This is a genomic window from Enterococcus sp. DIV2419 (assembly GCF_051711865.1).
GTDB lineage: Bacteria > Bacillota > Bacilli > Lactobacillales > Enterococcaceae > Enterococcus > Enterococcus faecalis.
Genome location: NZ_JBIONS010000001.1, coordinates 677,444 through 699,662, shown reverse-complemented (window position 1 = coordinate 699,662; position 22,219 = coordinate 677,444). Strand labels below are relative to the sequence as shown.

22 protein-coding genes, 1 tRNA gene and 1 riboswitch are annotated in these 22,219 nt (G+C 37.7%); of the genes, 4 read left to right on the top strand and 19 right to left on the bottom strand.

Features of this window, described 5'->3' with window-relative positions:
• Positions 1–132: 132 nt before the first annotated feature.
• Positions 133–221, bottom strand: a riboswitch (TPP riboswitch).
• Between the two features lie 147 nt (positions 222–368).
• The 4 genes from IGI97_RS03310 to galE form a co-directional block, all read right to left on the bottom strand.
• Positions 369–683: a YbaB/EbfC family nucleoid-associated protein gene (locus IGI97_RS03310; protein ID WP_002382484.1), complete on the bottom strand. Its 315-nt coding sequence runs from the start codon at positions 681–683 to the stop codon at positions 369–371.
• Between the two features lie 20 nt (positions 684–703).
• Complete coding sequence (dnaX, locus tag IGI97_RS03305; RefSeq protein WP_438737980.1) at positions 704–2,464, bottom strand: DNA polymerase III subunit gamma/tau; 1,761 nt, start codon at positions 2,462–2,464, stop codon at positions 704–706.
• 71 nt (positions 2,465–2,535) lie between these two features.
• Positions 2,536–3,786 (bottom strand): UDP-glucose--hexose-1-phosphate uridylyltransferase, encoded by a 1,251-nt coding sequence (locus tag IGI97_RS03300; protein WP_025193878.1) that lies wholly within the window; start codon positions 3,784–3,786, stop codon positions 2,536–2,538.
• A complete protein-coding gene (galE, locus tag IGI97_RS03295; protein ID WP_010824854.1) occupies positions 3,767–4,759 on the bottom strand; it encodes a UDP-glucose 4-epimerase GalE in 993 nt (330 codons plus the stop codon). Before galE ends, IGI97_RS03300 begins: the two co-directional genes overlap by 20 nt.
• Before the next feature lie 267 nt (positions 4,760–5,026).
• Here galE and IGI97_RS03290 point away from each other — a divergent pair, with 267 nt between their 5' ends.
• Entirely contained in the window at positions 5,027–5,194 is a 168-nt protein-coding gene (locus IGI97_RS03290; protein WP_002356337.1) for a DUF3042 family protein, read from the top strand.
• Between the two features lie 162 nt (positions 5,195–5,356).
• On the opposite strand, the gene IGI97_RS03285 is transcribed toward IGI97_RS03290, so the two are convergent.
• From IGI97_RS03285 to IGI97_RS03250, 8 genes are all read right to left on the bottom strand, one after another.
• Complete coding sequence (locus IGI97_RS03285; RefSeq protein ID WP_002370550.1) at positions 5,357–7,195, bottom strand: FAD/NAD(P)-binding protein; 1,839 nt, start codon at positions 7,193–7,195, stop codon at positions 5,357–5,359.
• 13 nt (positions 7,196–7,208) lie between these two features.
• A complete protein-coding gene (locus IGI97_RS03280; protein ID WP_002362343.1) occupies positions 7,209–7,559 on the bottom strand; it encodes a DUF488 domain-containing protein in 351 nt (116 codons plus the stop codon).
• Between the two features lie 121 nt (positions 7,560–7,680).
• Complete coding sequence (locus IGI97_RS03275) at positions 7,681–8,079, bottom strand: rhodanese-like domain-containing protein (protein ID WP_002356334.1); 399 nt, start codon at positions 8,077–8,079, stop codon at positions 7,681–7,683.
• A 15-nt stretch (positions 8,080–8,094) separates the two neighbouring features.
• Entirely contained in the window at positions 8,095–9,066 is a 972-nt protein-coding gene (locus IGI97_RS03270; protein WP_002356333.1) for an ROK family glucokinase, read from the bottom strand.
• Complete coding sequence (locus IGI97_RS03265; protein WP_002356332.1) at positions 9,067–9,285, bottom strand: YqgQ family protein; 219 nt, start codon at positions 9,283–9,285, stop codon at positions 9,067–9,069.
• Positions 9,286–9,302: 17 nt separating this feature from the next.
• Positions 9,303–10,013: a rhomboid family intramembrane serine protease gene (locus IGI97_RS03260; RefSeq protein ID WP_438737977.1), complete on the bottom strand. Its 711-nt coding sequence runs from the start codon at positions 10,011–10,013 to the stop codon at positions 9,303–9,305.
• A 10-nt stretch (positions 10,014–10,023) separates the two neighbouring features.
• Positions 10,024–10,566, bottom strand: coding sequence for a 5-formyltetrahydrofolate cyclo-ligase (locus IGI97_RS03255; protein WP_002379786.1), 543 nt, complete (start codon positions 10,564–10,566; stop codon positions 10,024–10,026).
• Positions 10,567–10,653: 87 nt separating this feature from the next.
• Positions 10,654–11,424: an alpha/beta fold hydrolase gene (locus IGI97_RS03250; RefSeq protein WP_002356329.1), complete on the bottom strand. Its 771-nt coding sequence runs from the start codon at positions 11,422–11,424 to the stop codon at positions 10,654–10,656.
• 165 nt (positions 11,425–11,589) lie between these two features.
• Here IGI97_RS03250 and IGI97_RS03245 point away from each other — a divergent pair, with 165 nt between their 5' ends.
• From IGI97_RS03245 to IGI97_RS03235, 3 genes are all read left to right on the top strand, one after another.
• Positions 11,590–12,165, top strand: a complete 576-nt coding sequence (locus IGI97_RS03245; RefSeq protein ID WP_438737974.1) for a DUF805 domain-containing protein — start codon at positions 11,590–11,592, stop codon at positions 12,163–12,165.
• A gap of 90 nt (positions 12,166–12,255) precedes the next feature.
• A complete protein-coding gene (locus IGI97_RS03240) occupies positions 12,256–13,821 on the top strand; it encodes a membrane protein (protein ID WP_016632964.1) in 1,566 nt (521 codons plus the stop codon).
• A gap of 353 nt (positions 13,822–14,174) precedes the next feature.
• On the top strand, positions 14,175–14,906 hold the full coding sequence (locus tag IGI97_RS03235; RefSeq protein WP_410497184.1) for a DUF4950 domain-containing protein: 732 nt from the start codon (positions 14,175–14,177) through the stop codon (positions 14,904–14,906).
• 277 nt (positions 14,907–15,183) lie between these two features.
• Here the strand turns inward: IGI97_RS03235 and IGI97_RS03230 are convergent, their stop codons facing one another.
• From IGI97_RS03230 to IGI97_RS03200, 7 genes are all read right to left on the bottom strand, one after another.
• A complete protein-coding gene (locus IGI97_RS03230; RefSeq protein WP_002362350.1) occupies positions 15,184–16,248 on the bottom strand; it encodes an FUSC family protein in 1,065 nt (354 codons plus the stop codon).
• Positions 16,249–16,503: 255 nt separating this feature from the next.
• Positions 16,504–16,755 carry a hypothetical protein gene (locus tag IGI97_RS03225; protein WP_002382470.1) on the bottom strand — a complete coding sequence of 84 codons (252 nt, stop codon included), beginning with the start codon at positions 16,753–16,755 and terminating at the stop codon, positions 16,504–16,506.
• 89 nt (positions 16,756–16,844) lie between these two features.
• Positions 16,845–16,934 (bottom strand) — tRNA-Ser (locus IGI97_RS03220).
• A 95-nt stretch (positions 16,935–17,029) separates the two neighbouring features.
• A complete protein-coding gene (gene rpmG / locus IGI97_RS03215; protein ID WP_002356321.1) occupies positions 17,030–17,179 on the bottom strand; it encodes a 50S ribosomal protein L33 in 150 nt (49 codons plus the stop codon).
• 125 nt (positions 17,180–17,304) lie between these two features.
• Positions 17,305–19,440: a peptidoglycan D,D-transpeptidase FtsI family protein gene (locus IGI97_RS03210; RefSeq protein WP_116495276.1), complete on the bottom strand. Its 2,136-nt coding sequence runs from the start codon at positions 19,438–19,440 to the stop codon at positions 17,305–17,307.
• Positions 19,441–19,604: 164 nt separating this feature from the next.
• Positions 19,605–21,542: a threonine--tRNA ligase gene (gene thrS / locus IGI97_RS03205; protein ID WP_010777906.1), complete on the bottom strand. Its 1,938-nt coding sequence runs from the start codon at positions 21,540–21,542 to the stop codon at positions 19,605–19,607.
• 396 nt (positions 21,543–21,938) lie between these two features.
• Positions 21,939–22,118: a 2-hydroxymuconate tautomerase gene (locus tag IGI97_RS03200; protein ID WP_002356318.1), complete on the bottom strand. Its 180-nt coding sequence runs from the start codon at positions 22,116–22,118 to the stop codon at positions 21,939–21,941.
• Positions 22,119–22,219 lie beyond the last annotated feature (101 nt).

Here is a 22,219-nt window from a genome sequence, read left to right as displayed (position 1 = left end):
GTAACGTAACTCTGTGGATTCGATTTTTTTCCACGTAAAAAAACTCCTTTCTGCGAGAAGCAAAAGGAGGCGCGACTGAAAAAGACAGAAAAACCCAACCACAAATAAACGTAGTTGGGTGCAATAATCGGTCAAAATTTCAAGACATTTCCCTGCGCCAGTCCTAACTGTTTCAGGTTCCATGGGTATAATCTCAGCTAATAGCACCCCAAATGTTTCTCTTCAATTGGCTTTAGTATAGCATAGTTTTTTGGAAGCGACTACTAAAATTGCCAAAGAGTTTTCCCACAAAAACAGAAAAAACGTCATGCCCAAAAAGTTCGATTTTTTGGGCATGACGTTTTTCATACTCTCGTTTGTCTTATTTTTTAGAATCCTGGCATTCCTTTGGTGTATTTACCTAAAGTTGCTTCGGTTTCTTTTTCAATTTTTACTAACGCATCGTTGACAGCCATAATGACTAAATCTTGTAACATATCAACGTCTTCAGGATCAACCACGTCTTCTTTAATGGTCAAATCTTTCATTGTGCGATCACCAGTAAAGGTCGCTGTCACAAGTTGATTGGTTGCTTCACCGATAAATTCTTTTTCATTTAGCGCTTCTTGCGCTTTAGCCATTTCTTTTTGCATTTTTTGTACTTGTTTCATCATGCCTTGCATGTTGCCCATTCCTCGCATCATAATTCCTCTACTCCTTCGTATTAATCATCTAGTACTTCGACAAGCTCTTCACCAAACATAGCGATTGCTTCATCTACTACTGGATTTTCTTGTGAATGTTCATTTGTTACAGGCGGTTCGTCCGCTAGACGAGCCATTTCATTTTCAGGTTCAGAATGATTCAAACTGCCCTGATTTTGGTTAATAAAACTTTGTCTTAGTTTTGGCCAGCTTTCTCTAGTAATGCAGACCATCTCTGGTGTATAGTCCATCAAACGGCTTAAATTATTATTGAAAGCTAACTGCATCTCTTCATCGTCTGTTGCACGAGCACAAACAATCTCATAGTCAAATGCCACCACGATCCCCTTAGGACTCGCTGCGACAGGTTCACTAGCCTTTAGCATCGCTCGTTGAGTCACAGATAATGTTTGCAGTAAGTCTTCCCAAACATTTTTCACATTCATTAAATGTGTTCTAGTCGCTTCGTTTAAGACTTGATATACCCGTTCTGTGGGTACACGGAACGAACTTTTTGGCGCTTGTGGTCGTGCTTGTTGACGTGGCGCATCTGCTTCTTTAGCAGCTACACCGTGTTTCTTTAATTCAGCCAGTTCTTTCTTCAGTTGCCCGATTTGATTTTGTAAATCTGCTAATTCTGGATTTCCCTCTGCACTACCATCTTGATTAGTTGTTTCTGGCGTGTTGTGTTTATTGGGTTGCACCGTTTTAGCTAATTTGACAGTGGCTACTTCCAGATAGATATTCGCATTGTTGGTAAAGCGGATCTCATTTTGTGTGTCACTTAAAATTTGGATTAGTTGGTAGATTTTTTCAGCAGGCGTTTGTGTAGCTAGTTCCTTAAATGCTTCTGTCAAAGTTCCTGCTTTTTCTGCTAATAACTTCGGTGCTTGCTGATACATCAGTAAATCTCGACAATATAATAACAAATCTTCTAAGAAACGGCGCGCTTCTTTGCCTTCGCCTAAAATACTTTCCAAGCCTTCTAATGCTCGTTCAACATCACCGGCGACACAACACTGAATATAATGATCCATCATTTCATAGGTTAGGCTGCCTGTCACTTGCATTGCATCTTCCAGTGTTACTTTTTCATCACTAAAGGAAATCGTTTGATCCAAGATACTCAAGGCATCTCGCATCCCACCTTCCGCAGCACGCCCAATCACATAAAGGGCTTGTTCCTCATAATCGAGAGCCATTTCCTGCATGATATGGGCCATATGATCGACGATATCTTGCGTACTAATTCGCTTAAAATCAAAGCGTTGCGTCCGTGAGATAATCGTTAACGGAATCTTGTGTGGTTCAGTCGTTGCTAAGATAAAAATAACATTTTGTGGCGGTTCTTCCAAGGTTTTTAAAAGTGCATTGAACGCGCCTGTTGATAGCATATGAACTTCATCAATAATATAAACTTTGTACTCGGCTTGTGTCGGTGCATACTTTGCTTTATCACGAATATCACGGATTTCTTCCACGCCATTATTACTCGCCGCATCAATTTCAATGACATCATTTAAACGACCTTCCGTAATGGCTACACAGGTTTCACAAACATTACAAGGTTCACCATCTTGACTATGTTTACAGTTAATCGCTTTAGCAAAAATTTTTGCGGCACTGGTTTTACCTGTACCACGAGGGCCAGTAAATAAATAGGCATGAGATGTTTTCTTTTGCACTATCGCATTTTTCAGTGTCTGAGTAATTGCTTTTTGTCCTACTACGTCATCGAAACGTTGTGAACGCCAGACCCGATAAAGTGCTTGATAAGCCATTTTTTACCCTCCCTTATTTTTCATTCTTATCTATTATACGTGATTTTTAATCATTCGGCATCTTTTTTCTTTTAACGAGTCACTGGTGCAACCATTGCTAAAAAAGCCGCTTTTCCTTCACTTGTTTCTGCAAACGCACTGGCTTCTTTTAGTCGCTGTTGATACGCTGAAGCGACAGTTTCAAGCGCCTGCGTTTTCTGATTGCTCCAAGTCGTTAAACCTTGGACTTCCGCTAACGTTAACGAAGGCTTTGCTTGAGGTCGACTAAAAATTAAGTCCATGACATATAAAAGTTCTTTTCGTCGGGCAACGATTTGTATCTCATCCGTTGGCAGTTTTAGCATTTGCCACTGCTCAAAAATATCATTTGCGGCTTGGGCAACTTCTGACGCATTCGGTCCCTCTAAGCGAAATGTCGCAACTGGCCAATTCACCATTCCTGCGTTGATTAAAGGATAGTTAGCTAACTCAACATATTCTGAAATGCTCGCTTCGGCTAATGGAAATTGTTGCAAACCCGTTTGATAATAGACATGCTCATTTTGTTCAAAGTCAGCATCAATCCCAGCAAAATAATGAGGAAAGACCTCAACAATTTTCAACAATTGCTGAAAAGTCTTAACTGAACGTTTCGCTGCCTGATGTTTTTCAAACGCAATCACACCTTGTTGCTGATATTGTGCCTGTTTTACAAAGGAAAACCCCCAGCTTTCGCCATCTAAGTTCATTCGAATCACTCGATGGTTCGTAGTCGCAGGAAATTGCTGACTTCCCTGGTAGCCTTCTGTTGCCATGCACCATTCACAGCGGGGATAGCTTTGTGCAGAGAGCGTTGCTTTTGGCGCCTCACTGTGGACCTTATTTGCTAAAAAATCACCATAGACTGTTGAAAAAACAACAGGTTTTTCCTGTTCAATGACCGTACCGTTTTTTTGACAAAGTTGGTAAAAATACTCGGTAGCCTCTTGTGGCTCTTTGGCATAATGTTGTGCAAAAAAAGCATTAACCACAGAAGGTGGCGGTGTCAACAAATCCATCAATTGCACCATGAACTGTTCTTTTTGTTGCTCTGTTTTTACAAGTTGGTTGGCACTCGCAATTTGACACAATTGTTCCGCCAAATCAGCGGCGGGTGTTGCCACAGGCCGTATGTCTACTTCGCCTAATTCTTGTTCACCAATCATTGATAATAAACGGTTCTGAAGATATAAGCGATCCAACTCCATCCAACCACCTGCTTGAATAGCAAGTGTGGTAAAATCGGCAATCATTTGACTCGTGGTCATCGATTCATTCCTCCTATTACTTTTCTTGATATCCATGTGGATGAGCTTGGTGCCATTGCCAAGCGGTGGCGATAATGTCCTTGACCTCAGTTACTTCTGGTTGCCAGCCTAAAACTCGTTTGGCTTTTTCACTAGAAGCAATTAACGTACTAGGATCCCCTGCTCGGCGTGGCGCGATTGTCGCAGGGATTTCTTGACCTGTCACTTCGCGAGCAGCATCTAACATTTCTTTAACAGAATAGCCGTTGTTGCTACCCAGGTTAAAGACGTCACTTTCGCCGCCATTTTTCAAGTATTCTAAAGCCAAAATATGTGCTGCAATCAAGTCTTCAATATAAACATAATCTCGAATGCACGTGCCATCTGGTGTATCATAATCATCCCCAAAAATACTTAGCTCTGCTCGTTGGCCTAATGCCACTTGTAAAATAATTGGCACAATATGCGTTTCTGGCGTGTGATCCTCACCAATTGAGGCATCTTTTTTTGCTCCTGCAACATTAAAATAACGCAAAGCAACATATTTCATTCCATAAGCGTTGTCGCACCATTTCATGATTTTTTCCATCATTAATTTACTTTCCCCATACGGGTTTTTAGGATTCGTTGGGGTTTCTTCTGTAATAGGCATTGCTTTTGGTTCGCCATAAGTGGCCGCTGTGGAAGAAAAAACAATATGTTTCACTCCGAATTCTTGCATGACTTCCAAGGCAATTTGAGTGCCGTGAACATTGTTATTGAAATACATTAACGGTTTCTCCACGGATTCTCCTACTAAAGAATTGGCCGCAAAGTGCAACACCCCTTCAATTGATTCTTTTTCAAAGACACTACGTAAAAAAGCTTTATCACGAATATCGCCTTCATAGAAAGTCGCTTGTTCATGAACTGCTGAACGATGCCCTGTTAATAAATTATCAACAACCACAACGGTATAGCCTTTTGAAATTAATTGATCGACGGCATGTGAGCCGATGTAGCCTGCGCCACCTAATACTAAAATAGACATAAATACGCTCCCTTTTCTCTCTAATTTCTTTTTCTATTGTACCATTAAATAAGGTTTACTTCTGAATTATTTCATTTTGTAAACAGGATTTAATTTGGCCATTTCTCCTTATTCATTTTTCCTATAAAAATACAGAAAAGACTTGGTAAATTTTAACAAATCTCTAAATTAGTCGTAGAGTTTATGAAAAATCATTGTAACTATTGGATTTTTTTGCTTTTTTCCGTCATAATAGAAACAAATACAATTTGAAAGAAGGAATGAACGATGAAAAAATTTGTATCAGGTATGTTAGTCGGTACTGCTATCACAGTTGCTGCTTTAGCCGGTGTGGCTACAACTATTAAAAAAACAGTCATTGATCCAATTGAAGAAAAAGAAGATATGATTGAAGAAAACCGTAAAAAAGCGATGCGTAAACGTATTGCACGTTAAAAAATAGCTGTGACGTTGAGATAAAAAATCTAACGCCAAGAAATCAACAGGAGCGCTTCTGGCTCTGTTGATTCTCTTAAGCATAACAAGTGGTCATCCATCGCTTTGATGGATGACCACTTGTTATGCTTTCTTTTTTACCAAAGGAGCTGACTATTTTTCTTAACTATTAAAAATAGTAGCAGCAATCCGATCCATATCGCGCATATTCCAAGGATCCACACCAGGACGAGCTGCAGCGGCTGTTAACCAATGAATCCCTTCTGTTGGAATACCACAACTAAAAAGGCCTGTCGCCACCTGTCCATCTTTTGTGATGACTTGATTCGTGGCAGGCACAATCAAGAGTGCACCTGTTTTGACTATTTGACCATCGGCTAATGCTAGTTGATGGAGCGTAGCTAGCTTATCGGCTAATAACTGCCTTGTTAAAGGATTCAAACTTTTTTCATTATTGACTTTGGGAATGCGTGCTTCAATTAAAAAGTGACTATTATACCGATTTTCCGGAAACAAATTAGCATAAGTAATAAATTGACCCGCTTTCATTTCGACACGCATTTCTGGCCCCAGAATCGTGACTAATCCCAGTTCAACTAACGCCTGTAGCTCTTCTGTTCTTTCAACAGAAGGTCCCACCGACAAAAAGGTATTCAACGGGGTAAACCAGTGCCACAACCACTTCTGACTCTCGTCATTCGTTAATAACCCTTCATCCAAAACAAAGCGAATCTGATCTCTTAAATCTTTTAAACTGTCTAAAGCAGTGGTCAAAGGACCGCTAAGATTGCCTTTCTCTGCTTCTTGAATATCCCATTTTAAATACTCTAGTAAAAACGAACGAAAACTTTCATGAGTGGTTTTCTTTGTTTCAGGATGTTCTAACGCTTGCCAATCAAACCAATCTTGTTTTTCAAAGTGGGCTAAGCTTTCCGGCGCTCCCTTGGTTTGAATAAACAGCTGTTGAAAGGCCTCTTTAGAAAGATGCGGATATTTTTCTTCGATTAAGCAGGTGTAATACACATATTCCACTTCTTTTTTTAAATACCCAAAAAACTCTGCGCCTGTAACCTGTCCTTTTTTACGACATTCAGCTAAATACGTTTCGGTTAAAAAAACAGGCTGATAGGTTTCCCCGTAACCTTTTTGATTAATCCCTCGAGGATGAGAAGGAAAACCGCGACCAGAACCAGCAATAATAATAGGCTCTCTTCCAGAAGGTTCATAACGTAAGCGGCCATTTTGACGAGAAAAAACACCCCCGCGGCCAATCGTCAAGGCAGATAAATAGTCAAAAAATGCCAAACCTAAGCCTTTTAACACAACGGGTTGTTTTGCGGGTATATTGGCAAGTGCCAATAAAGCATCCGCCGCATTTTTAGGAGAAGAATAAAACAAACGATGCTCCTTGGCGTAGTCCGCAAGCTCTTGTTCAACAGTCGTTAATTCATTTTCTTGGTGACCCAAAGCTAAAATTACTTTGTCTGCCGTAAACTCAATGGATTGGGTGTACACATAATAGTTATCCTCTCCTGCCCGCACAGCAGTTACTGGCTCTTTAAAAAACGTCAGCGATGTTTGTTCGTTACACCGCGTGGCTAAATACGTATAAAACCATTTTTGGTACATGCCATAAAAAGCCCTCGAGCAGTGATCATTCGGTCCAAGGCGATGACATTCTTTCAACAACTCAAGATAATTATAGGGTTGTTGCTGTTGAATGTACTGCGCAGCTTCTGTTTGGGTCCATTCATAGAGAGTGGGGCCCTTGACAATTGGTCCTTCGCCACTAAAAGATTCATCTGTAAATAAAGTGACTTGACTAATCACGGTGTTCATTAATAAATAATTAGGTTGCTCTGCTCGCCAAATTTTCCCACCTGGACCGTATGGATCAAACAACGTGAGCTGAACATTTATTTCCGTTTTACGAGCCCATTCAATGACTCGTTCTGCAGCTGATAAGCCTCTGGGTCCAGCACCTACAATTGCAATTTTCATCCAATCACCTACTCTATTTTTCTAATAATTCTTTTAAGACAACCGCTTGATTATGCACTGTATCTTTCGCCCCATAGACCAGCGTGACTACTGGCTGATTTTTTACAATCGTCTGTAACTGCTTAAACGCTGTGGCAGTTGGCTCATGTTTCAATTCTTCTTGGTATTTTTGTTTAAACTCGGGATATTTATTTGCTTCATGATTAAACCATTTCCGTAGCTCTGTACTTGGGGCCACTTCTTTGAGCCATTCATCTAACTTTTCAGATTCCTTGGATTTTCCTCGTGGCCAAACACGGTCAACTAAAACACGGTAGCCATCTTGCTCTGTCGGTGCTTCATATGCTCGCTTGATTTGAATCATCTGCCTTCACCTCTTCTCTTTATTGTAGCTCAAAAAGTGAGGACTGACAAAAAGCAACATCTCTATTAAGCTTTCCTATATAAAAAGAGTTGGTCTCAATGAAGACCAACTCTTTTTGTTATTAACTATTTCTCTTTTTCACTTTCCCAGTCCAGCCATCATAGCCGCCTTTTAAAATATAAATATCAGTATAGCCATTTTTGCGTAATAAATTAGCTGCTCGGATACTTAAAGCTTTCTTCTGATCATAAAGATAAACAGGTTGATCCTTACGAAGAGAACCAATTGTTGTTTTTAACATGCTGTATGGCATGCTGCGCGCCCCTAAAATATGCCCAGCATCAAATGTATCTTTCTCACGAACGTCAATCACTTGTGCTTTACGCATTGTTTCTTTAAATTCTTCTTCCGTCAGCATTTTTGCTGAACGTTTCACCATAATTTTCAAATATAATTCATTGAATACCATCGCTAGTACAATAACTAGCAAAATGCCATTGATTACCCATAAAATACTCATTCTAAAAAGCCCTCTCTATTTCTCTTTTGAAAATTGTAATGCTAGTGAAGCGGCACCAATGACGCCGGCCTCATTACCTAGCTCTGCTAATTTGATTTTTGTACTATTTCGAACTTGTGGGAAAGTAAATTCTTGGAAATATTTTTCGACACGACTACGTAAAAATTCTCCTGCTGCAGAAACACCTCCACCGATAACCACGCTATCTGGATTTAACGTGTTACCTAAGTTTCCTGTGGCTAAGCCTAAATAGAAACAAACACGATCCACAACCATTAAAGCAAAATGATCGCCTTTTTCAGCAAATTCAAAAACATCTTTACTCGAAACATCTTGTCCATCATCAATCGCTTGTTTCAGTTCAGAGTCACCTGCAAACTCTTCTGATAAATGACGTGCAACACGAACGACACCAGTGGCACTAGAAACAGTTTCTAAACAGCCACGTTTCCCACAGGTACAGTCAAAGCCGTTAGGATCAACCGTCACATGCCCAACTTCACCAGCACAGCCAGCAACACCGTGGAGCAATTCTCCCGCTGCAACAATGCCTCCGCCGACACCTGTTCCTAAAGTAATAAAAATCACGTCGGGATTGTTTTCCCCCGCGCCCTTCCAACGCTCACCTAAAGCGGCAACATTGGCATCATTATCTAAGGCAAACGGAATTCCTAAAGCAGATTCGATTTGTTCTTTGACAGGCTGTACAGTCGTCCAGTTTAAATTATAGGCACCTACAACAGTTCCTTTTTCAATGTCGACACTTCCTGGTGTTCCCATACCAATTCCTACAAAATCTTCTTTTTTCATATTATAAAGATCTATACGGTGACGAATACTTTCAATAATTGATGGCACAATATGCTTGCCATCTTCTAAAATATTCGTTTCAATACTCCATTTTTGTTGAACAACGCCATCGGTTGTTAAAATAGCAAATTTGATGGTCGTTCCACCTAAATCAATCCCAATAATCTTCTTATCCATTTAGTCGATTCCTTTCTGCTTCCCTCTAGATTCTTCTATTCGATGCTCTCTTTGCAAAATATGCCGGGCCTGTAAATACGTATCTCGGTCTACCAATTGACCTTCATACAATTTTTTTAATTCAATCATCATTAACTCAATATCATAAATCCGTGCACCGACATAAATATACATCCCAAACTGTTTAAAAAGTTGTTGTACATCATATAACGTTTCCATACGAAAACACTTCCTTATTATACAGGTAAACCGTATTTTTTAAAACCCAATAACAGACAAATTACGACAAGAAAAATAAAAATTAACGTGGCCATAATTCGCTCGTGCTTATTAAATGCTTCTTCACGATTTGGAACAGCAAAAGCCGTCGCGACTAATAGTCCACCAATTAGACCGCCAACATGACCCATCATATCTACAGAGCTACTAAACAAGTTAAATAACAAATTAATCACAATAAACATTGAATAGCGTTGCACCATATACATAATCGCTGGATTGTCTCTAAATTGGCGTCCTAAAATAACAAATGCGCCGAACAAGCCAAAAAGCGCTGTACTAGCACCCGCTGAGACACTGTTGGGTGTCCCAAAGGCAAAACTGGCGATATTTCCAGCAATCCCACTCAATAAATAAATTCCCAAATAGCGCCAATGCCCATAAATTGCCTCAACCTGTGCGCCGATATAATAAAGAGTAACCATATTCAAAATAATATGCATAAACCCAATGTGAAGAAACATTGGCGTGATAAACCGCCAGTATTCATGATTTTGAGCTACCAGTGGACGAACCATTGCTCCCCAATTAACTAAGTTTAAAATATTTTCTGATCCTCCAGTTAATTCCAATCCAAGGAAAACAATGATTGAAATACCTAAAAGGGCATACGTAATGAACGGCTGATTTTTTAGCCGTTTCAATTTCATTTCTGTTTGATAATTCATTCCATTCCTCCTATTGTATAAATAATTGTTCGATTGGCTGATCAAACGCTTCTGGTTGCCATTGTTCATGGAGTTGTTCACTGAAAACTAAACTACATGCATGGCCCGAAAAATGTTCCAAATAACGATCATAAAAACCACCGCCGAAGCCTATTCGATAGCCAGCACGATTGAAAATAATCCCTGGCACAATCAATAAATCAATCGCTGTAGCTGTTATTTCTGCCGCTGTTAACGGAGGTTCTTCCACGCCAAATGCACTGGTGTCATAAACCGTCTCTGGAAAGACTTGATAAAAGTGCATTTTGCCTCCTTTAAATGTTCGCGGCACCGCCACTTGCTTGCTCTCTTGCATGGCCCGTTCGAAAATTGGCTGTGTTGATAATTCTAGCGGTAACGACCGAATCATTCCGATCGTTTGTGCTTGTTGCCATTGCTGACTAGCAAACAACTGTTCATAGAGACTTGATTCTTTATGTTGTTTAATTTCTGGATGTTGTTTTAGCCATTCCAGGGCAGTTAAGCCCACTTTTCTCAACTTGTTTTTCTCCATGTACACCTTCAACCCCTTTTCTGTTAAGTTTATAGAAAGTGTTCTTAAAAAACAAGCTGATTCCCCTTTTCTCTTTGAAAAATCCCGTTATTTTTCTAACGTTTTTGACGCTTCTTTAAAAAAGTCAACAACCAAATCCATTGTTTCTCCTTTCACTAAATGCCGCTCACCGATTTCCGTTATAAATTGCGTATTTCTCGCATACGTTTTCCCAGACACTAATTGTTCAAAATCAGCCATGTCTTCATAAGGAATTTTTTCATCTTCCGTTCCATGCCAAAACAGCATCGGTCGTTCTTGTAGTCTTTCTGGCGTTTGTGATAAATCGTATTGATGCACCCAACTTAGCAACAGTGGCAAGTCTTTAGGTACAAAAATAGCAAATTCTTTCGCCCGTTGAATCACTCGCTGAATATAGCGCGCCGGATAGGGTGTTCCCATTAAGCAAGCAGCAGCTTGAATCTCAGGATGTTGGGTCATAAGAGCGCTAGTAGTAATACCGCCCATGGATACACCACCCACGCCAATCCAATTTTCTTTAATCAACCCTAATTTATGAAAATGATGGATAATTACTGGAAATTCAATTAAATTATATTGAATGCTACTCCAAAATGTAATCGATGGAATCGTGGAAATAGGTCCTGTTTTTCTTTCTCCATGGTTCATGGCATCTGGTAAAATGACCCGAAACCCCTCGTGTGCTAATTTTCTTGCTTGTGTTAAAGATAATTCTTTAGCTGATTGCCAACCATGATAGTAAACAATTAAAGGTAATGCTTCGTTTTTTTGCTCTTCTGTTGTCACTTCTAATGCTGGAATTTTTGCTATGTAGCGATGTCTAATACTGATTTTCATTCATGATTCCTCCATTATAAAATATCTTCTCTTATTTTACCGTTTTTTGATAAAACCTGCTCTTTATATGATTTATCAAAAAAATCACAAAATATGCGAATTCGCATTTTCCTATTTTATTACTTTCCGTTATAATCATTTTATTAAATACAAAGGGGTGTTTTTATGGTTAAAATTGAGGAAAAAGGTAAAGTAACATTTGGACAAGCTTTTAAAGATTATTTTCGTGGATATGTTGATTTTAAAGGTCGGACCACACGTGCTGGTTATTGGTGGATGACATTGGTATTAAGCATTTTAGCACTTATTTTTTATATTGCCATTGTCGGCAAAGCCGTGTCAGCAATTTTAGCAGCTGAATATTTTGAAACCTATGATTTTGGAAACTTATTACCGTTGATGCTTTTTGCACTTGTTTTATGGTTAGCTTTATTATTACCAACGTGGGCAATGTGTGTACGTCGTTATCGTGATGCTGGGATGACAGGTTGGGGCGTGCTTGTTTTATATCTACTTTCTATTGCCTGTAGCTATACACAAGTTTTCTCTGTTATGTCAACTTTTAAATATGACGTTCAAACAGATACTGTGATAACAGGTGGCAGTTCCGTCTTCTTATTTTTCACTCTTGTGATTAGTCTGTTTTTCTTCTTACTAACAGTCTTACCGACAGATAAACTAACAACAACTAGCCAAAATAGCGTCTTACGCTTCTTCTTCCGTTACAAAGAAGTGAAGTAAGGAAAAGTTTTAAGCCTTTCTTTTAAAAGAAGGGCTTTTTTCTTATTTTAAAATCTTTATGATAAAATAAGAACTAGTCTAGCTAAAAAAATGGAAGGAGAAAATATGGCTACTTTTAAACGGATTCTGAATCTAGAAAATTATATTTTTACTTTTTTTATTTTATTTGTCTTTTACGGCGCAATTAACTCTCCCTATTCTCTGGTAAAAATTCTTTGGGAAAAGCCTAAGCACTTGCTTGTTTTACTTCCTCTATTAATTATTCTATTGTTGATTATTTATAAAAACAAAAAATTTCTTTACACTAAGATTCAAGCGCTCTGGCACTTAATAAAAACCCATGATCGTGTGGTTATTATTGGTAGTTTGGTCAGTTTATTTTTACTACAACTTTTACTCCTGACGCAGATTACTGTGCCGATTGGCTGGGATGTTTTTGACAACTTTCATAGTATTACCACTGAAAATAGGGATTATTCAAAAATCGTACTTTCTTTAAACCCCAATAACGAATTTTTCTTTTTCATGATGTATTACCTGAATAAATTTTTGCGTTTCATTGATGTAACAGGGAGCTGGAGCAATACTTGGTTTAGTTGGCAAGTGGTTAATTGCTTGTTTATTAATAGCAGTTTATTTCTCTTTTATCATGCCTCTAAGCGTGTCTTTAATCCATTAACGGCCTTCGTTGCTTACAGTTTATTTTTTCTTTCTTTCGGATTGTCTCCATGGTTACTCACGCCTTATACAGATACGGCCGTCTTATTGTTCATCAACCTAGTCTTTTTTGCATATAGCCTTTTTGACCAAGTTTCCCCTCCCTTCGTAAAATATTGTTTATTACTGTTTATTGGAATTGGCCTAGCTTGGTGTTTTTTAATGAAACCTTCGTCTATTATCTTTTTTATTGCATTTAGTTGTATCAAAGTGCTGCAACTTCTTTTAGTAAATCGGAACAAACAGTCTATCGTAAAATTAACCGTGGTTGCTCTCTTTTTACTGACTGGTTTCGCCAGCGCATATTATAGTTTTCAATTTTTTGTGGAAAAACAAACGATTACGGAAATCGATAAAGAACAAGCCAAACCTTGGACACTTTTTGTAATGATGGGTTTGACGGGAACTGGCGGTTACAATGATGCAGATACACAAGCAGTAAATCAGTTGCCTACACAAGAAGCCAAAAAAGCTTATACCATAAAAATGATTCAAGACCGTTTAAAAAATAAAGGATTCTTCGGTTATCTCCGTTTTCTGGCTCAAAAAAATCGTCATAATACTGCCAATGGTGATTTTGACTGGGGTTGGGATGGCGGTGATTTAATCCCAGAAACACCTTCTAAAAATCGTTGGCAAGAACACTTGCGGTCACTGTATTATCCGCAAAATCAAAAAAGTAACTATCTACGAATTTATATGCATTTTTTCTATTTACTCACATTACTAGGTCTATTGTTCAGTATCCCTCTAAAAGATTCAAAAAATAACTACGCGATTTTAAAATTAGCTTTCATTGGAGCTATTCTGTATTTATTGCTCTTTGAAGGCGGCCGCTCTCGCTATCTAATCCAGTTTATGCCGTTTTGGTACTTGTTATCAGCGAGTGGTTGGCTGGGGTTGAGAGAGATTCGAAGATACAAAAAAATAGTAAAATAGAAAAGAGGATTGAGTTAAAAATGAAAAAAAGTTTGCTGGGGTTGATTGTTTTTTTATCCTTACTGACCCTTACTTCTTGCAGAAATAAAGTGACCACAAAAGAGCTGATGGCAAACGAGTGGGCCGTAAACTCCAACGTTGATGAAGTAGTAATGATTGTATCATTCAGCGAAGATACCGCTACTTTCAAAATCAATACAGATGAACACACATCAACTGCAAAAAATGATTTGGAAAAAGCAGGCGAAGAATTAGGTAAACAAATTGCAAATAAAATAGAATACAAAGTCAAATACCATCTAAAAAACAATCAAATTCGTTGGGAAAATGAAGGAAAAGAAGTAGCTTACAAGATAAAAAAAGAAAAGCAAAATCTACTTTTCACTCCTACTAAGACAAACAATTCTGATAACCAAACAAAACTAGTTTTGAAACCTTACACAAAGAAAAGTATTGATTCTTCTACTCAAAAAGATAAAACGGAAGAAACCAGCTCTAATTATCAAAACGTCTCATCTGAAACAAACCAATCTACCTCTTCATCTACTACTAAAGAACCGCTACCACAAGTTAGCTTAGCTGATTTTATAGGCGGTTGGGGTATTCCTCAAAGTGATAACTTATTTTTTATAAATGCTGACGGAACACTCACTAGCATAACTCAATCGAATGTTCCTCTTCAAAATGTAAGTTTTTCTGTGGATGAGAATGGTAATCAAACAATGACGTTTCTTTTGAATAATACGCCCCGAACAGTAACGAAAAATAATGATGGTACTTTAACTGTTAATGGACAAATATACACTTATCTAGGTAATATTACGTTGGAACAATTAATTGAAAGAAATAATCAAACTCAACAAGTTTTTGAACAATCTGAACAGCAACCACCACAAAACTCTGATTCTAGTGAACAAATACAAAATTCTAAATCAGACCAACCTATATACGATACGGTACGAAGTGGTGAAGGTGGGCGACAGTTAGCCGAAAGAAATGGTTTAACCTTAGAAGAATTATTAGCGTTAAATCCAGGCATTGAAACTTCTGTTTTTTATCCTGGTCAGTCATTACGAATTAAATAGAAATTTAGGTATACTAATAGATAATAGTCTATAAAAGTAGAACTGGACCATCTACCATTTACTTTGGGATACCAGTTGATGGCAATCAGTTTGACGAAGTGGAACTAGACCTTGTACCGACTGACTCAGCAAAAATTGCGACATTGGATATAGCAGTTGGTCATTGATTAATAGCATATATGGAATATACGCTAAAATGAAACTTTCCCCATTCTCTATAGTTAAAGTAATGTCTAAGGAGCCTAACATTCTTTCAAGAAAGAATGTTAGGCTCCTTTTATTCAGACAATTTCAGCCACTCTTTGCGATTGCAATAGGACATAGTTTTTACAAAGACAAAATGATAAAGCAAACCGTAAGCTAGCCCCAACATATTTAACAAAATTCTTAAGTAAAGACTTGTTTCTAGCCCAAATATCATAGAAGCTGCCATGATAGCACCAACACAATTAAAAATCGTTTTACTTTTATAAGATGTGCATAAGCCTAAACAAAGTCCTCCTAAAATACCAAGTAGGTTCGTTGGTATATAAAATAACAAGATAGCCGATACTAGAGAACCAATAACGACCCCTATTATTCGTTCTTTGGCTCGTTCAGACAATTTAAACGTATCATACCCAGAAAATAATGATGAACTAGCAAATGTTGCCCACATAAAGCGGTCAATCTGAAGGTGCGTTCCTATAAAAAGTAATAAGCTAATGCCTAAAGCGTAATAACCAAACCAAATATTTCTTTGATTAAAAAAACCATTTTCTGTAACCATCTGTATAAAAGTAATCTCTTGATCCAATTTTTTATGTTTCACATGATAAACAAAAGCTAAAAGTAGATAAGCAAACACTAATACAAAGAAAGTTTGTTCTAATTGCTGAAACGATTGATAGTGAACCGTGCCAACTAAATATAAGTAGGAGAACGTATACAAGCCAGGATTACCCATTTTAGGGTTTTTACCAGTTAAGAAAAACAATGCCAGCAAGCAGATAAAATGAAGACCCCATTGTAAAAATGATACAGAAATCAGTGAAATTAGTGGACTAACACCTAGAATTGTTAACACGATTCCTAAACTAAGCAAGGCCTGTTTTTCCCTGTAGCCATATGAGACGAAACGGATACTCAACAGCAAACAAAATAATACAATTGAAAAAGGCGCTACAGCTTTTCCAAAGAAAAAAGTAATCGTCGACACCCATAAAATCGCAAACGAAACTAATAAGATATCCCTTATTAACAAGGCGCGCCAAAAATATCTCCGCTGTTTTTTAGTGTCCGCTTGATGAATTTTTTGTTTTAAAATAAATGGATCTAACTGCAATAATTGATAAAAAGTCACCTAAAATCATCTCCTAAAAATCGACTCTTCTCAATTCATTATTCCAACTTTTCCTTCTATGAAATCAGAAGAAAAGTAGTTGTGACGAACATTTTACTACAACTTTTTTTCTGAATCAATACATGCTTTATTTCTTAATTCAATACCTCTCCCGATACGATTTGCTTACTTCATAAAAAATAAGCCTAGAAAAAATCAAAACGATTAATTCTAGACTCAAAATTAAATAACTGTTGAACAAAAGCTAGCGCTTTTTTACATAAACTTTTCCAACAGATCCATTTCTTTTTCTAATTCTTTTTCATCATACTTGTCATACTTACCAGCTTCGTGTGCAATTTTTTTAATCTCATGAATGGCTTTTTTTTCAACAATCCATTTCTTCATACTATGTTTTTTTGTATCCTCATCTAGCGAGCCCAACTCTTCTAAACTTGCATCCAATTTGTTCAAAACGTCGGCAATTTTTGCTAATGCTTGCGCTTCTTTTTCTTCATAGTTTGACATAATAGACACCTCTTCTTAAGTATTTTTCTACTTTAAGTGTACGTCTCTGTCGTTTTATTTGCAACTAATAACTCAACTGCTTCTCAGTACGGAGGATAAGGGATTCGAACCCTTGCACGATGTTACTCGCCTAACGGTTTTCGAGACCGTCCCCTTCAGCCAAACTTGGGTAATCCTCCCTCTACATTCCATCTACAAATGAACATGTAATGAATCTATAGATAAAAAGCCTAGACCCTTACACAACAAGGATTCTAGGCTCTATCTAAATAAATTATTTAGTTTCACGGTGTAAAGTAACTTTTCTTTCACGTGGGCAATATTTTTGTTTTTCTAAACGATCAGGATTGTTACGTTTATTTTTATTTGTTAAGTAGTTACGTTCTTTACAAGAAGTACACTCTAAAGTGATGTTTACGCGCATGTTTTCCCCTCCTACTAATAATTGATCTTTCCAAGAGATTTCTTAGACTTGAATATCATACCATTTTTTTTGTCATTTGACTACCCTTTTGGGCAAATTTGTAAAGTAGTTCTACTTTACAAATTTTATTTTTTGTACATTTCCATATACGCTTCTAAAACTTCTTTGGCAATCGTTTGGTTTGGTTTGGATTCTTCGTCATTTAAGTGCGGTAAAACAACGCTAATTGCAATTTCAGGGTTTTCGTAAGGCGCATAAGCCACCAAGTTACTATTAACCGTTGTGTGAACAATTCCGTTAGCATCCTTTGCTTGCGTTTCGGCGGTCCCTGTTTTAGCAGCAATCGAAAACTTGTCTGATTTTAAACCCGGTGCCGTAGTAAATTGACTAGTTCCATTTACCACATTATAGAAACCTTGTTGAAGAATTCCTATCTGGTCTTCAGAAATATTCACTTTATTCAAAACTTTCGGTTCGATTTCTTTTAAAATTTTTCCTAAAGCTCCATTTTCATCATTGCCATAGATTCCTTCTACCACATGGGGTTGCACGCGGATACCATTATTTGCGACAGTGGAAACGTACTGTGCTAATTGTAACGCGCTATAGGTATCATATTGTCCAAAAGATAGGTCAAGAAGATTACCGCCTTGTGGCGCAGAAGACGAATCCTTAAAGTCCTTGTTTTGAATTCCTGTTGTTTCTCCTGGTATATCAATTCCAGTTTTCGTTCCCATACCATATTCTGCAAAAGCTTTTCTTAATTCTTTAAAGACAGTGTCATCTCCTACTTCATAAGGGAAAATCATATTGGGATAATAATTCACACCCATCATTTTAAAGACTAATTTCATCATATAAGCATTCGAAGAATATTCTAACGCTTGCTCCGCAGTTAATTGCATGGTTGTTCCGCCAGAAGCATTCCACCAAGAAGCTTTTGGATTACTACCTGCTAGTAAAATAGCTTCATCTGTTAAAACATCATTGCCTTTAATGACGCCTGTTTCATAACCAGCTGTTAAAGTACCTGCTTTCACAACTGATCCAGGAACTTCAGAATTCAAAATAGGTGCTAAAGGATTAGGTGTGACTTCTCCAGTTGCTAAATCATGATGAAATCCTGACATCGCTAAAATAGCTCCTGTTTGAGGGTTCATAGCAACGACATACGCATTTTCTGAGTATGGTCCAATGGTTTTGACTATTTGTGAATAGTTTCGTTGTAAAATTTCATCAACTTTGTTTTGGAAATTTGAATCAATCGTTAATTTTAAGTTGGAACCTTTTTCCCCTTTGGAAATTGGGGTTTGTGAAACAATCTTTCCATTATTGTCTAAAACGACTTCTGATTTTGCTTTTTTACCTTGTAGAACGTCTTCATATTGTTTTTCTAAATAGCTAGTTCCAACACGGTCATTTCGTGCATAGCCTTTTTTCAAATATTCATCGACTTCTTCGGCTGGCAATCCTTGTTTTTCAGTTGAAACGGTGCCCAACAGGCTACGTAATGCGCCACTTTGAGAATAATCACGCGTCCAATCAGTCCCTGTTGAAACACCAGATATTTCCGCTGTGTGTTCACCAATTGTCGCAATTTCACCTTCTGTTACCCCTTCATTCTTGATGAAGACCGTGTTCATTTGTGACGCTGCATTCATTCGTTTAAAAATCGTCACTGCTTGTAAGGTTCGGTCATCAAATGCAATTTCTTCAGGGGTGACTTTTTCAACTGCTTTGGCATATAATGTGCCTTCGTCCGTAATTTTGTTGCCTTTTTCATCTTCTTTATCTTGATCGGTTAAACGGGATTGGGCTGCTTTTAAATTTTCAGGATTCGCTAACCAATAATCTTTTTTGTCACGATCCGTTAAGTTTGGATCAACTGGAACGTTAATAAGTTCGTTAACTTTATTCGCAATCGGTAAAATATCTTTTCCTTCAATATTTTTTCCTCGTGTGTATGTGATTGCTAAATTGGCTTTGTTAGAAACCAAGACTTTTCCTTGTGAATCATAAATTTGTCCTCGAGGGGATGGTGTCGTGATTTGTAGTGAAGAATTGGCAGTAATTTTTTTGTTAAACTCTTCTCCTTCTACAATCTGTAAATACCCTAAACGAACAATTAATGAAACAAATAAAGTGAATATCACAAAAAATAATAAGTTCAATCGAAAAGGAATATGTGGCTTTCTACCTCGTTGACTCTTTGCTGCGGCATCTGTTTTTTTTATTTTATCTATAAATGAGTTTTTCTTCATACCTCTAGTCCCTTCACTAAAAAGTTTCGCATTCTCATTGTAACAAAAAATAGTCAAAAAATCAGGATTATTCCCAGCTCTAAGGAAATATTTAATTATTTTGTTGTAGAAAAAAGTCAAAAGGACTTCTGAATTCAGAAGTCCTTTTGACTTTTTCTCTTTTTTTAACGGCTGTAATTGTGAACTTCAGCAGCCATGCTGTCAATGAAAATTGATAAATCTTCGACAGACGTTTCTTTGCTTCCATAACGACGGACGTTCACCGTTGCGTCTTCCATTTCTTTGTCCCCGACCACTAATTGATAAGGTACTTTTTGTGTTTGAGAGGCCCGAATTTTGTAGCCCATTTTTTCGTTACGATCATCGACTTCAACACGTAAGCCTTGTGCTTGTAAACGTTCTTTGATTTCATAAGCATACTCAGAATGCGCTTCTACAGAAACTGGGATAATAGTTGCTTGAATTGGTGCTAACCAAGTAGGGAAAGCGCCTTTGTAAACTTCTGTTAAGTAAGCCACAAATCGTTCCATTGTTGAGACAATACCACGGTGGATAACAACTGGGCGATGTGCATTTTCACCATCTTCGCCAACATAAGTTAAGTCAAAACGTTCTGGTAATAAGAAGTCTAATTGGATGGTTGATAATGTTTCTTCCATTCCTAAAGCTGTTTTTACTTGAACATCTAACTTCGGACCGTAAAAGGCAGCTTCGCCTTCTGCTTCAAAGTAATCTAATTCTAATTCATCCATGGCAGCTTTTAACATCGCTTGCGCTTTTTCCCACATCGCATCATCATCAAAATATTTGTCTGTATTATTTGGATCACGATAGCTTAAGCGGAAACGATAATCTGTAATGTTAAAGTCAGCATAGACTGCCACCATTAACTCCAAAGTACGTTTAAATTCGTCTTTAATTTGGTCAGGACGAACAAAAGTATGGCCATCGTTTAAAGTCATTTCACGAACACGTTGTAACCCTGATAATGCGCCAGATTTTTCATAGCGGTGCATCATCCCTAATTCAGCGATTCGAATTGGCAATTCGCGGTAACTATGAATGTCATTTTTATAAACCATCATATGGTGTGGACAGTTCATTGGACGTAATACCAGCATTTCGCCATCGCCCATATCCATTGGTGGGAACATATCTTCATGGTAATGATCCCAGTGACCAGATGTTTTGTATAATTCCACATCTGCCATAATTGGTGTATACACATGTTGGTAACCTAAGCTAATTTCTTTGTCCACAATATAACGTTCAATTGTACGACGAATGGTTGCGCCTTTTGGTAACCAGAAAGGTAACCCTGAACCAACTTCTTGTGAAACCATAAATAAATCTAATTCTTTTCCTAATTTACGGTGGTCACGTTCTTTGGCTTCCTCGCGCATTTTGATAAATTCTTTTAAATCTTTTTTATCGAAAAAGGCAGTGCCATAAATCCGTTGCATCATATGATTGTCAGAGTTTCCGCGCCAATAAGCACCAGCTACTGAAAGTAGTTTAAAGACTTGAATCCGTCCTGTTGAAGGGACGTGAACACCACGACATAAATCAACAAAATCGCCTTGATCATAGACAGTGATGATTTCATCTTCTGGCAAATCTGTAATTAATTCAACTTTGTAAGGATCATCAGCAAATAATTCTAACGCTTCTGCACGTGAGATTTCTTTACGAACGATTGGGTTATTTTCCTTCACAATTTTCATCATTTCGGCTTCAATTGCAGGTAAATCTTCCGCTGTCACAGGAGATTCCCCATTATCTGTATCATAGTAGAACCCAGAATCAATCGCAGGACCTACGCCAAATTTAATGTTAGGGAAAAGACGACGTAAGGCATTAGCCATTAAATGAGCTGATGAATGACGTAAAATTCCTAAAGCATCTTCATGATCAGGTGTCACGATTTCAAGCGAACCATCTTCTACGATAGGACGATCTAAATCGATTAAAACACCATTGAATTTACCAGCTAAAGCTTTTTTGGCTAAACTGTTGCTAATACTTTTAGCAACATCAAATGTTGTAATCCCAGAATCAAACGGTTTAACAGCGCCATCTGGAAAAGTAATGTGAATAGACATAATAAAATTCTCTCCTTTTAATTTTTTTGATTTGAAGCGTTTCATTGTGTTCCTGTTTTTCACAATGAAACGAAACAGCCACCTGTTCCCCTTGTTAAAAAACAAAAAGTCCTAGTATTCTAACGAATACTAGGACGAAAATATCGTGGTTCCACCTAATTTTGAACACAAATAATCTGTGTTCCTCTAGCGTGTTAACGGTGCGACCGCCTTTGTTTCAACAAAGGTTTCGAAAGTGGTCATCCCTTGTGCCAATCTGGAAAATTTTCAGCCAAGATTTTCCTCTCTAATAGATCGCGGGCAAGTTCAGTTGTCTTTCTCATCAATCATTTATGCACTTATTTAACCACTTATTTTCAGAAAAAGCAAGTGATTCAACAGAAATTCTCTGAAAACTTATTTTTTCCATTCGCCGCCTTGTGCATAGCGGTCTTTTTTCAATTCATTGACAATCACATGGATATTCTCTTTTGGTGCACCAGCGTTTTTTGACACAGCTTCTGTAATATCTTTGACCATATTAGTTAACTGTTCTTCTGTGCGGCCTTCAATTAATTCTACATGTACAAATGGCATCTTCGTTCCCCCAATTTAAATTGCTTGTTCTGTTTGTATCATAGAGCGGGTTATGACGCTTGTCAATAAAAAATTGGAGACGTCAGTCGTTACGGTTGACG

Coding starts and splice junctions, on each gene's coding strand:
- IGI97_RS03310 (WP_002382484.1), bottom strand. CDS start 683: ATGATGCGAGGAATGGGCAACATGCAAGGCATGATGAAACAAGTACAA.
- dnaX (WP_438737980.1), bottom strand. CDS start 2,464: ATGGCTTATCAAGCACTTTATCGGGTCTGGCGTTCACAACGTTTCGAT.
- IGI97_RS03300 (WP_025193878.1), bottom strand. CDS start 3,786: ATGGATATCAAGAAAAGTAATAGGAGGAATGAATCGATGACCACGAGT.
- galE (WP_010824854.1), bottom strand. CDS start 4,759: ATGTCTATTTTAGTATTAGGTGGCGCAGGCTACATCGGCTCACATGCC.
- IGI97_RS03290 (WP_002356337.1), top strand. CDS start 5,027: ATGAAAAAATTTGTATCAGGTATGTTAGTCGGTACTGCTATCACAGTT.
- IGI97_RS03285 (WP_002370550.1), bottom strand. CDS start 7,195: ATGAAAATTGCAATTGTAGGTGCTGGACCCAGAGGCTTATCAGCTGCA.
- IGI97_RS03280 (WP_002362343.1), bottom strand. CDS start 7,559: ATGATTCAAATCAAGCGAGCATATGAAGCACCGACAGAGCAAGATGGC.
- IGI97_RS03275 (WP_002356334.1), bottom strand. CDS start 8,079: ATGAGTATTTTATGGGTAATCAATGGCATTTTGCTAGTTATTGTACTA.
- IGI97_RS03270 (WP_002356333.1), bottom strand. CDS start 9,066: ATGGATAAGAAGATTATTGGGATTGATTTAGGTGGAACGACCATCAAA.
- IGI97_RS03265 (WP_002356332.1), bottom strand. CDS start 9,285: ATGGAAACGTTATATGATGTACAACAACTTTTTAAACAGTTTGGGATG.
- IGI97_RS03260 (WP_438737977.1), bottom strand. CDS start 10,013: ATGAATTATCAAACAGAAATGAAATTGAAACGGCTAAAAAATCAGCCG.
- IGI97_RS03255 (WP_002379786.1), bottom strand. CDS start 10,566: ATGGAGAAAAACAAGTTGAGAAAAGTGGGCTTAACTGCCCTGGAATGG.
- IGI97_RS03250 (WP_002356329.1), bottom strand. CDS start 11,424: ATGAAAATCAGTATTAGACATCGCTACATAGCAAAAATTCCAGCATTA.
- IGI97_RS03245 (WP_438737974.1), top strand. CDS start 11,590: ATGGTTAAAATTGAGGAAAAAGGTAAAGTAACATTTGGACAAGCTTTT.
- IGI97_RS03240 (WP_016632964.1), top strand. CDS start 12,256: ATGGAAGGAGAAAATATGGCTACTTTTAAACGGATTCTGAATCTAGAA.
- IGI97_RS03225 (WP_002382470.1), bottom strand. CDS start 16,755: ATGTCAAACTATGAAGAAAAAGAAGCGCAAGCATTAGCAAAAATTGCC.
- rpmG (WP_002356321.1), bottom strand. CDS start 17,179: ATGCGCGTAAACATCACTTTAGAGTGTACTTCTTGTAAAGAACGTAAC.
- IGI97_RS03210 (WP_116495276.1), bottom strand. CDS start 19,440: ATGAAGAAAAACTCATTTATAGATAAAATAAAAAAAACAGATGCCGCA.
- thrS (WP_010777906.1), bottom strand. CDS start 21,542: ATGTCTATTCACATTACTTTTCCAGATGGCGCTGTTAAACCGTTTGAT.
- IGI97_RS03200 (WP_002356318.1), bottom strand. CDS start 22,118: ATGCCATTTGTACATGTAGAATTAATTGAAGGCCGCACAGAAGAACAG.